Annotated in this window: 8 protein-coding genes and 1 riboswitch; of the genes, 6 read left to right on the plus strand and 2 right to left on the minus strand. The window is 48.7% G+C overall.

What is annotated here, in order from left to right:
* The 3 genes from MGMO_RS09320 to MGMO_RS09330 all read left to right on the plus strand — a co-directional run.
* Positions 1–219: hypothetical protein (locus tag MGMO_RS09320; protein WP_036307349.1), on the plus strand; the 219-nt coding region annotated here is incomplete at its 5' end.
* Between the two features lie 134 nt (positions 220–353).
* Positions 354–1,535 (plus strand): pyridoxal phosphate-dependent aminotransferase, encoded by a 1,182-nt coding sequence (locus MGMO_RS09325; RefSeq protein ID WP_023494805.1) that lies wholly within the window; start codon positions 354–356, stop codon positions 1,533–1,535.
* A gap of 252 nt (positions 1,536–1,787) precedes the next feature.
* Positions 1,788–2,177, plus strand: coding sequence for a 4a-hydroxytetrahydrobiopterin dehydratase (locus tag MGMO_RS09330; RefSeq protein WP_023494806.1), 390 nt, complete (start codon positions 1,788–1,790; stop codon positions 2,175–2,177).
* 5 nt (positions 2,178–2,182) lie between these two features.
* Here MGMO_RS09330 and MGMO_RS09335 read toward each other — a convergent pair whose 3' ends face one another.
* Positions 2,183–5,251 carry an efflux RND transporter permease subunit gene (locus MGMO_RS09335; protein ID WP_023494807.1) on the minus strand — a complete coding sequence of 1,023 codons (3,069 nt, stop codon included), beginning with the start codon at positions 5,249–5,251 and terminating at the stop codon, positions 2,183–2,185.
* A 653-nt stretch (positions 5,252–5,904) separates the two neighbouring features.
* Positions 5,905–5,984: riboswitch (cyclic di-GMP riboswitch) on the plus strand.
* A gap of 41 nt (positions 5,985–6,025) precedes the next feature.
* On the opposite strand from MGMO_RS09335, the gene MGMO_RS09340 reads away from it, so the two are divergent.
* On the plus strand, positions 6,026–6,523 hold the full coding sequence (locus tag MGMO_RS09340; protein WP_023494808.1) for a hypothetical protein: 498 nt from the start codon (positions 6,026–6,028) through the stop codon (positions 6,521–6,523).
* A 341-nt stretch (positions 6,524–6,864) separates the two neighbouring features.
* Here the strand turns inward: MGMO_RS09340 and MGMO_RS09345 are convergent, their stop codons facing one another.
* Positions 6,865–7,398, minus strand: a complete 534-nt coding sequence (locus MGMO_RS09345; RefSeq protein ID WP_051384006.1) for a peroxiredoxin family protein — start codon at positions 7,396–7,398, stop codon at positions 6,865–6,867.
* A 91-nt stretch (positions 7,399–7,489) separates the two neighbouring features.
* Between MGMO_RS09345 and serA the strand changes: the two genes are divergently transcribed.
* Positions 7,490–9,079: a phosphoglycerate dehydrogenase gene (gene serA, locus MGMO_RS09350; protein WP_023494810.1), complete on the plus strand. Its 1,590-nt coding sequence runs from the start codon at positions 7,490–7,492 to the stop codon at positions 9,077–9,079.
* Complete coding sequence (locus MGMO_RS09355; protein WP_023494811.1) at positions 9,076–9,717, plus strand: HAD-IB family phosphatase; 642 nt, start codon at positions 9,076–9,078, stop codon at positions 9,715–9,717. Before serA ends, MGMO_RS09355 begins: the two co-directional genes overlap by 4 nt.
* The last annotated feature ends 176 nt before the right edge of the window (positions 9,718–9,893 follow it).

Here is a 9,893-nt window from a genome sequence, read left to right on the forward strand (position 1 = left end):
GTAGCGGACAAAGTGAAAAATCAAATCCACCTTCCGTGGGTTGTCTCTTACGACCACGCACCTGAGATCGTAAAGTTGTATAACGATTGCCGTAGCATTGAGTATGGCATTAACTATAGTGCCCAAGAAAAGTACAAAGGTGCGGAAGTTATGTTTTTTAGCGAAAAAATAAAAATACCTGCTGTTATCAATCCTGTAGATTTACGTACTGCTGTTTGATTCAACCATTATAAATATATGCCTTGTCTTTTGAGCCAGCCAAAGATTTCATCTGATCTGCCAGATTTTTTAGAATTCAATTGGGCTGGGTTATAATCTAGCTTTATAAATCTCAGCTTATTTTTAAAGTACAAATGACCATAGCACTTTCTGACCGCGTTAAATCCGTAAAACCCTCCCCTACTTTGGCGATTACCGCCCGTGCCGCCGCCATGCGCGCTGCCGGCAAAGACATCATCGGCCTGGGCGCGGGCGAACCCGACATGGACACGCCCGACCACATCAAGGCCGCTGCGGTTAAGGCGTTGGACAACGGCTTCACCAAATATACGGCCGTGGACGGTACGCCTGGCTTGAAAAAAGCGATTATCGCCAAATTCAAAAACGATAACGGCCTGGATTACACACCCAAACAAATCCTGGTGTCCTGCGGCGGCAAGCAAAGTTCTTATAACCTGTGCCAAGCATTGCTGAACCCCGGCGATGAGGTGATTATCCCTGCGCCTTACTGGGTGTCTTATCCCGATATGGTGTTGCTGGCGGACGGTGTGCCGGTCATTATCGAAACTACCCAGGCGCAGCGATTTAAGATAACGCCGGAACAGCTCCGCAAGGCGATTACACCCAAAACGCGGCTGATTTTTATCAACAGCCCGTCCAACCCGTCTGGCATTGCGTATTCCTTGGACGAGTTGAAAGCCTTGGGCGATGTGCTGAAAGCGTTTCCCGACATCATCATTGCTACGGATGACATGTATGAGCACATCCTTTGGGAGAGCGGCACGTTCGTCAATATCCTGAATGCGCATCCTGACCTGTACGGGCGCACGGTGGTGATGAACGGCGTATCGAAAGCCTACTCGATGACGGGCTGGCGTATCGGTTATGCGGGAGGCCCGGAGGAACTGATTGAGGCGATGTGTACCATCCAATCCCAAAGCACATCCAACCCGACATCTATCTCGCAAGTCGCCGCCGAAACCGCACTGACAGGCGACCAGGGGTTTATCGACCGGATGTGCATTGAATTCAAAAAACGCCATGACTATGTGGTCTCAGAACTCAATACCATCGACGGCGTAGAGTGCATTCCGACGGATGGAACTTTTTACGTGTTCCCTAATGTCCAAAAGCTAATTGAGCAACTGGATGGTGTTGAAGACGACCTGGGCTTTTCAGAATATTTGATTGAAAAGGCAGGGGTTGCACTCGTGCCGGGTTCGGCGTTTGGCTGTCCTGGGCACATCCGTATTTCGATAGCGACCAGTATGGCTAACTTGGAAAAGGCATTGGAACGCATTAAGAAAGCAATCTGAAGAAGTATCTGGATTAAGGCGGACGATCGATCTACTTTGCTTGCCGCACTTCCGCCATCTTTGACGGTCGTCCATACTGGAATGTCGGGAGTCGATTAAAGAATTATTGCAATTATTGATTCGGCCTTGTGAAGCATTAAGTTTCCGTTCGCCTTGAGCCTGTCGAAAGGCGGTGTGTGCTTCGACAAGCTCAGCACGAACGGTTCAGACATTAAAAGGCCGAATCTATAACTTATCCATGAGGTCAGTGTTATGGGGTGGAGAGAACGCAAGCAAGAAGAAACCTATTCCGATGCCGAAATCGAAGAACGGCTTAAAGAGACATTGCCGCACTGGTATTTGGAAAATGGCTGGATTCGCCGTAAATATAAGACGAGCGGCTGGAAATCCACCTTGATGGTGGTCAACACCGTTGGACATTTGGCTGAAGCCGCATTTCATCATCCCGACCTGACCGTTTCCTACGCTTTCGTCGTTGTAAAGCTGATGAACCACGCCGCTAAAGGCGTAACCAACAAGGATTTTGAGTTGGCAAAAAAAATTGAAGATGTCATTACGTGGCAGCCGGGTAAAGAAGGCGGGGCATTGGAAGGAACGCCCGATGATCCACGCTTTAAGTATATTAAATACGAGGCGGATTAATACGATCACTTCCCGTATCTCGACAACATACAAGGCAATAGCAGCAAGTTCAATAAGGTAGAAGAAAACAGGCCGCCAATAATAATGGCCGCCATCGGGCCCATGATTTCCGAGCCTGGGTTATCACTGTTGAAAGCAATCGGGAACATGGCTAGGGCGGTGACCAGGGCAGTCATTAAGATGGACGGCAAGCGTTCCTGGGCGGCGAGGGTAATCGTTTCAAGATTCCAGGGCTTGCCTTCGTGATCCACCACATGTTGGCAGTGCGACAACAACATGATGCTGTTTCTCACGGTGATGCCAAATAGCGTAATAAACCCGACCATCGACCCGACCGAGAGCGGCGCTCCGGTCAGGATTACCGCCCCGATGCCACCGATAAGCGCAAAAGGTAAATTAGCAAGGGTAAGCAAAACTTGCCGAAAATTGCCGATAGCGATAAATATGAGTATCAGTACGCCAGCACCTGCCAGCAATGAATTCAGGATAAGTTTGACCCGAGCTTTGGCTTGCTCGACGGCTGCGCCCGTAAATTCAGGATAGGTATCCACAGCAAACGGGATCTCCTTTAATATTCGTGCTTTCAGCACCTGCATAAAGTCGTCCATGTCGCCATCGACAATGTTGGCGGTGATGGTTTGCTTGCGTTGTGAATTCTGCCGCAAGATATTATAGCGCCCGGTGTTGGGCATGATGTCGGCAACTTGTCCTAACTTGATTAGGGTGTTGTCCAGCGTCTTGATCGGTAGCTCGCTGATCGCCGTGATATTGGTTTTTTGCTTTGGCAATAGGGTGACAGCAATATCAAAAATTTTATTGCCTTCAAACAATTTACCCACCACGTTGGTTTCATAAGTCGTTTGTAGACATGCCATGACTTGCTCCGGCGTTACGCCCCAATAAGCAAGATGGTGCAGGTTCAAATGGACTCGCACGAACGGCGTACCGGGCGGTGAACGAACCTGCACATTACCCGCATTGGGAATGTCTTGAATGATTTTGGCAACCGCTTGGGCTTTCGCATCAAGGTCATTCAAGTCATTGCCGAAAATATTGACCACCACAGGTGCCGTGTAACCGGAGATGGTTTCATCAACCCGCTCGGTCAAGAAGGTATTGGCTTCAAAGCCGATGCCAGGGAAGTTTCCCAAGATAGTCCGCAGATTGTCCAGTATCTGCTGTTGACCTGCGCCCGAATTCGGTTTCAGGCGAATCTCGTATTCGCTGTAATGGCTGCCGTAAGTATCGGCGCCGCGTTCCGCCCTCCCCGCCCATTGCGATACCGATTCAACTCCTGGGATCGCCATAAATTGTTGGGTGAGTTGAGTGCCAATGCGGATGGATTCCGCCAGGGAAGTGCCGGGAATGCTGGCGGTATGGACGATGTAATGGCCTTCGCGCAATTCAGGCAGGAATTTATGGTCGAGCGCAAAGAAAGCTGAGAAGCCTATTAAGCAGGTGGCTGTACTTATGGCCAATATCGGCTTGAAATGCCTGTTTGCGACCAGCAGCCCGTTTCTGTAAGAAACTTTGAGGGCTTTTATTAGCGGCGGCTCCCTAGTTTCCAACGTATATCGACCCAGCAAGGCATGGCAAAGTGCCGGTGTCAATGTCAGCGCAACCAGTAAAGACAGTAAGATAGCCAGAATATAAGAATAACCCAACGGCGCAAACAATCGACCCGCCACACCATCCAAAGTCAATAAAGGCACGAACACTAACGCAACAATAAAACTAGCGTAGACAACAGAACCACGCACTTCTAATGATGCTGAGTTAATCACGTCATCTACGGGCAAAGGTTGGGACAATAAGCGATTTTGTCGTAGTCGTCGGAATATATTCTCGGTGTCGATTATCGCGTCGTCTACCACTTCGCCCAATGCAATCGCCAAACCGCCCAATACCATAATATTGAGGTTGACCCCCGCCGCCAGCAACACCAACACCGCGCCCAATAAGGACACGGGGATTGCCAATGCTGAAATAATTGCAGCCCGAACATTAAATAGGAACAGGTAAAGGACGACTAGCACAAACAGGCCGCCAATCAACAAATGCCTGGACAAGTTGCTGATTGACCGTTCGATATAGTCGGCAGGACGGAACAAATGCGGATAAAACTGAATGCCCTGTTTACCCAAAGCAGGGGCAATTTCTTGTAACACGCTTTCTAACGATCTGGAAACCGACAGAGTATTCGCCCCATACTGGGCAATCACCATGATGACAACGCCTGGTTTGCCCATGACCTGTGCCGCACCGATGGCCGGTTTAGGCGCATACCTAACAGTTGCGACTTCGCCTAGCGTAATATTGCGCCCATTTTCACGCTTGACGATAGTGTTGGAAAATTGCTCCCGACTGGCCGGCAACCCAGTCACCTGTACCGTAAACCGTTGGTTAAGGTTTTCGACAAAACCGCTGCCCTGGATATTTGCCGCTTGCGTAGCCGCTAGAGTGATTTCCTCCAGTGACAAATTAAAGCGTTTTAGCTGAACGGGGTCGACCTGAAGTTGCAATTGCTTAACATCACCGCCAAACACATTGATATCGGCAACACCTGATACGGCGTGCAGACGCGGGGCAATCGTCCAATCAACCAGACTGCGTAAGGCCATCAAGTCAACGCGTTCCGAACTCAACCCCAAGGTCAATACCGTTGCAGAAGAGGAAGACAGCGGCAGGACAACGGGTGAAACTCCCTTAGGCAAATGGGCAGGCAGGTTCGCCAAACGTTCGCTGATAAGCTGGCGATTACGGAAAACGTCGCTGGTTTCCCCGAAAATGGCGGTAACAATCGACAAACCTTGTATCGACTCAGAACGCACGGATTGCAACCCAATTGCCCCACTAATTGCGAGTTCAATCTGTTGTGTCACCAAAAGTTCGACTTGCTCGGACGAAAGCCCTGGTGATTCCGTCTGGATGATGACTTGCTTGGGCGAGAATTCAGGAAAAATATCCAAACCCGCCGTCGCAAAACGGTAAGCACCGACCAGCAATATCAGTGCAGCAACCGCAATCACAACACCGTAATAACGGATGGAAAATCTTATAAGGCCGGCAAGCATGAATGGGGCTGGATGAGTCGTTGTTGTAACTGAGAAGGAATAGAAATTATGGTATTTTGGGCTTACATGCAGGAATAAAGAGATTGGCTATGGCATACGTTTTGACGAATTTAATCCGTGCTTCCTTGAGCAATTATGCAATCGACTAATAATAACGTGTTTGTTGGATTCCGGTGAGTTTGAATTTTCATCAGTCGTGGGTGTAGACGATCCTTAAAGCCGATTCATGAAAAGTTTGACTTATTGCGACTGCTATATAGGTATTCATACGGATATGCTGACAAATAATTGGACGATATAGTAGAGCCGAATCTAAAGAATTGTCCGGCAGCATGGATGCAAGCTAGGCCATTGGGGCAGCAAAAAACTAGCTTGCCGGATAGACGGAGTTGTATGGTTTTTTAGATTCTAGGGACAAGCCTGAGCTATAGGAAACTTATATTAGAAGGATTTTGCAGGCTAGGCGCATGGTTAAGATTTTTTTAGGGTCGTTGAAATAGAGCTGACTTTAAAAATGGAGGCTAACTAAGTTAGCGCAGGTAAGTTTAAGGCATTTTAAGCTTACCTTCACGTAACTAAAACTTAACCATGCCCGATAGGGACGGGTTTTAATCTAAGGCGTTTTAAAGGGAGGTGGAGCAAGCTGTGTCGTTTCTCCACAGGGCTACACCTACTGCGAAGTAGGGTCGGAAAGCTCCGGGTCTTTACCAATAAAGATGGCTGAGTTGCAAATTTTCATTTTTATAACTTGTTATTAATATTTTGGAGAGACTGGTGAAAAAGTTATTGTTAGTTTTGGGTTTTGTTTTGGCTGCATTCTCGTTTCAAGCCAGCGCATCAACATTACAATGGGATACGGTTCCCGTTGTCGGCCCAGGTGAAACGGTAATTGATACTGGAAGCGGTACGGATGCGCTATTAGGCATTGGTTTGTTTGCGAATGTTGGTAGCAATATCCACCATACGTGGAATTTTGAAGTGTTAAACAGCACCACACCCGTTAAGGTTGAACTTACCGATATTCCTGACGGTTGGCTGAGTAGCGCAACATTTTTATTTGCTGGACACGATTTATTGGCAAGCGCATGGACAGGGTTATTGAACGCAGGTGTTTATTCGATAAACGTGGCTGGTTTAGTAAGTGCCTCTTTGGAAAGTTATTCTTTGAGGGTTAATGTTGCACCAGCCGCAGTGCCTGTGCCTGCTGCGATTTGGTTGTTTGGTTCTGCTTTTCTGGGCTTGATGGGCATAGTCCGTCGTAAGAAAACATAATCGCTAAATCTTTGGAGAAAAGGGAGGCACGCCTCCCTTTTTTTGGCTAGTTTCCATTAAAATTTTGCATAAGCTTCGGCATAATTAGCAATCATTATTGCTGCATCCCCGAACAGAATGAAAATACAAAGTTTGCAAGCATTCGTTTAGTAACCGCTGGAAAGAGGTCTTAATACAATAAATTGCCCTTAAAAAGCTTTCGGCTACCCTACGCAATCCGGAAGCACTCAGCATTAAAACCGAAAACGTATAAGACTCGGACATGCGGGAAGCCCTAAAAATAACCTCTTTCGTTGTAGGCGGTTTGGAACATGGCGTATAACTGTTTGATTATAGAACGATCAACCCATGCTTCTCGCAATGGGAGACGGGGAAGTTGATTTTAATAACTGCTCAATGCGGTTTTGCATATCTGCCGGATCAAATGCACCAACGACACGCTTTGCAAGCGTACCTTCCGGATTGATTAACACAGTAGTCGGCGTTGCCCAAATGCGGCCAAATGCCCTGGCATGTTCTGCGGTAATATCTAAAACGATAGGATAAGGCAGATTAAGTTCCTTAGCCATTGCCACGACCCGATCAGGCGGGTCATAGGCCATTGCAACGGCGATAATTTCAAGGCCTTGCTGATGAAACTGCTTATACAAGGCAATCAAGTGGGGGATTTCCTTGATACAACTCCCGCAACTGGTCGCCCAAAAAGTGATGAGCACGGGCTTTCCCTGCAAGTCTTTCAATGCCAAATGCTTGCCTGTGATCGTGGTGAAAGTGGTATTGGGCGAGAAGGTATATTTTTCGCTCCTCGCCATCCACAGGGCAAGCACAACCAACCCAGTCAACAATAATCCCCTCAGCCAAGGATTGCTTTTCATTCGCCCAAAGTTTATATCTCCCATACCAGGATTATACCAAAGCTGGTAAACTATTGGATTTTTAGCGCATTTCCTTTTGGTCCTAACTTTCATGAAAAAAATCCTGATCTCCGACAAACTGTCCGAAGCTGGCATCAATTACCTTAACCAGCAAGCGGATTCTGGCATCCAAATCCATATCGAAACCGGCCTTAACGAAGAAGGCCTGTGCAACATCATCGGCGAATACGATGCCCTATTAATCCGCAGCGACACCAAAGTCACCAGGAAGGTGCTGGAAGCCGCCAAAAACCTGAAGCTTATTGGACGCGCAGGCATCGGCGTGGATAACGTAGATATTCCGCTGGCAACAGAAATGGGCGTCATCGTGATGAACACGCCGGATGCCAATGCCACCACCACGGCAGAATTGGCGATAGCCCACATGATGTCCTTAAGCCGCCAACTACCGACGGCAGACCGTTCTGTCCGTGCAGGCAAGTGGGAACGGTCCAAGCTGATGGGTGCGGAAATCGCACACAAGACCTTGGGTATCGTCGGTTTCGGTACGATTGGGCGGATTGTTTCGCAACGTGGCCTAGGGTTAAGGATGGAAGTGATTGCATTCGATCCATTTGTTGCACCGGAAATCTATGAAGAATACGGAGTCGAATCCGTCAGCCTGGATGATTTAGTCAGCCGTTCCGATTACATCACGTTGCACTGCCCGCTCATCGAAAAGACCAAGAACCTTATCGGTGCGGCGCAATTCGCCAAGATGAAAAAAGGTGCAAGGATTATCAACTGCGCCCGTGGCGGCTTGATCGATGAACAAGCCTTGTACGATGCCTTGAAGAACGGCCAATGTGCAGGTGCGGCGCTGGACGTTTACGAAAATGAACCGCCAGCCGGATCACCGTTGCTGGAATTGGACAACATCGTGTTCACGCCGCATTTGGGCGCATCGACCACAGAAGCCCAAGTTGCCGTGAGCGTGGAAATCGCCCGCCAAGCCGTATTGTTCTTAAAAACGGGCGAAGCCGTCAACGCCTTGAACTTACCCAGGGTATCGGCGGAAGAATTAAACAAGTCGCATGATTTCATGAACTTGGCTACCACATTGGGCAAAATACTCGCTGGGTTAGCCAACCAACCGATCACCAAGGTTGAAGTCGCACTGTACGGCAGGGCAGCAGAAGCGGCCGTCCGTCCGGTGTCGGTATCGGCCTTGGTCGGTATCCTGAGCGGCCAAGTGTCCAGCCCTGTCAACCGCGTCAATGCCGAAAATATCGCCAAACGCCAAGGCATTGCACTGGTGGAATCGGTTTCCAAAGACTCGCCGGATTACGTGTCGCTCATCAAAGTGACCGGGCATTGCGCCGACCAAACCATTGCCTTGTCCGGCGCATTGCTGGGCGGTCGCCAACCGCGCCTGGTGTGCATCAACCATTTCGATATCGAAGTCGTGCCGGAAGGTACGCTAATCGTAACCCGCCATGACGACAGGCCGGGGGTTATCTCCGCGATCAGTTCCGTCTTAGGCAATGCCAATATCAACATCACCCGTATGCAGGTCAGCACGGCCGATGTCAAAGACCAAGCGATGGCGGTCATCAGCGTGTCCGAACCCGTGCCGGAAGCCATCATGCAGCAAATTTGCCATCTCACTGCGGTTTGCAATGCGAAACAAATCAATATATGAGCTATGACGTTATCTGCTTCGATTGCGACAGCACATTAAGCAAAATTGAAGGCATAGATGAACTGGCAAAGTGGGCAGGTGTAGGCGAAGAAATGGCCAAGCTGACCGATTTGGCCATGAATGGCGAACTGCCGCTGGAAGCCGTTTATGGCAAACGCTTGGCGACCATCCAACCAGATCGGGCAAGCATCGAACGCTTGGTTGATTTGTACGTTGCGGAAATAGTTGACGGTGCAAAGGAAGTATTCAGCACCTTATTAAAGCAAGGTAAAGATGTCCACATTATCAGCGGTGGCTTGCGCCAAGCCATCCTGCCGCTGGCCAATGCCCTAGGTCTTCCAGAACAAAACGTCCATGCCGTTGATATTGTTTTCAATGCAGACGGCAGTTATCAATCCTACGATGAAAGTCACCCGTTAGCGCGCTCCGGCGGCAAGGCGGAAATTTGTAAACAACTGTTACAGGGGAAATCTTCGCTCGTCATGATCGGTGACGGCAAGACCGACATGGAAGCCAAGCAGCCTGGAGTGACGGTCATTGGGTTTGGCGGGGTTTGTGATCGGGCGGTGGTGAAGCAATTAGCAGATCATTACACAGTTGACCCGGATTTGCGGGCTGTTTTGCCACTGGTTTTGTAAAAAACTTTCTGTCCTGTGGTAAAAGAAAGGGCGAATGATAAAACCAGCCCTTTGTTTACATCGTTCCCACGCTCCAGCGTCACTGCCATTAAGTTAAGAAATACTTTATATTAAAAACAGTGAGATAATTAACCTATTTAAAGTAAGTTATGAGTAAAAAACGTGCACAATCCGTC

The sequence above is a fragment of the Methyloglobulus morosus KoM1 genome (assembly GCF_000496735.2).
In the GTDB taxonomy this organism is placed as follows: domain Bacteria; phylum Pseudomonadota; class Gammaproteobacteria; order Methylococcales; family Methylomonadaceae; genus Methyloglobulus; species Methyloglobulus morosus.

Excerpts from the sequence above, each read along its gene's own strand:
- MGMO_RS09325 (WP_023494805.1), top strand. The coding sequence starts at position 354 with ATGACCATAGCACTTTCTGACCGCGTTAAATCCGTAAAACCCTCCCCT.
- MGMO_RS09330 (WP_023494806.1), top strand. The coding sequence starts at position 1,788 with ATGGGGTGGAGAGAACGCAAGCAAGAAGAAACCTATTCCGATGCCGAA.
- MGMO_RS09335 (WP_023494807.1), bottom strand. The coding sequence starts at position 5,251 with ATGCTTGCCGGCCTTATAAGATTTTCCATCCGTTATTACGGTGTTGTG.
- MGMO_RS09345 (WP_051384006.1), bottom strand. The coding sequence starts at position 7,398 with ATGAAAAGCAATCCTTGGCTGAGGGGATTATTGTTGACTGGGTTGGTT.
- serA (WP_023494810.1), top strand. The coding sequence starts at position 7,490 with ATGAAAAAAATCCTGATCTCCGACAAACTGTCCGAAGCTGGCATCAAT.
- MGMO_RS09355 (WP_023494811.1), top strand. The coding sequence starts at position 9,076 with ATGAGCTATGACGTTATCTGCTTCGATTGCGACAGCACATTAAGCAAA.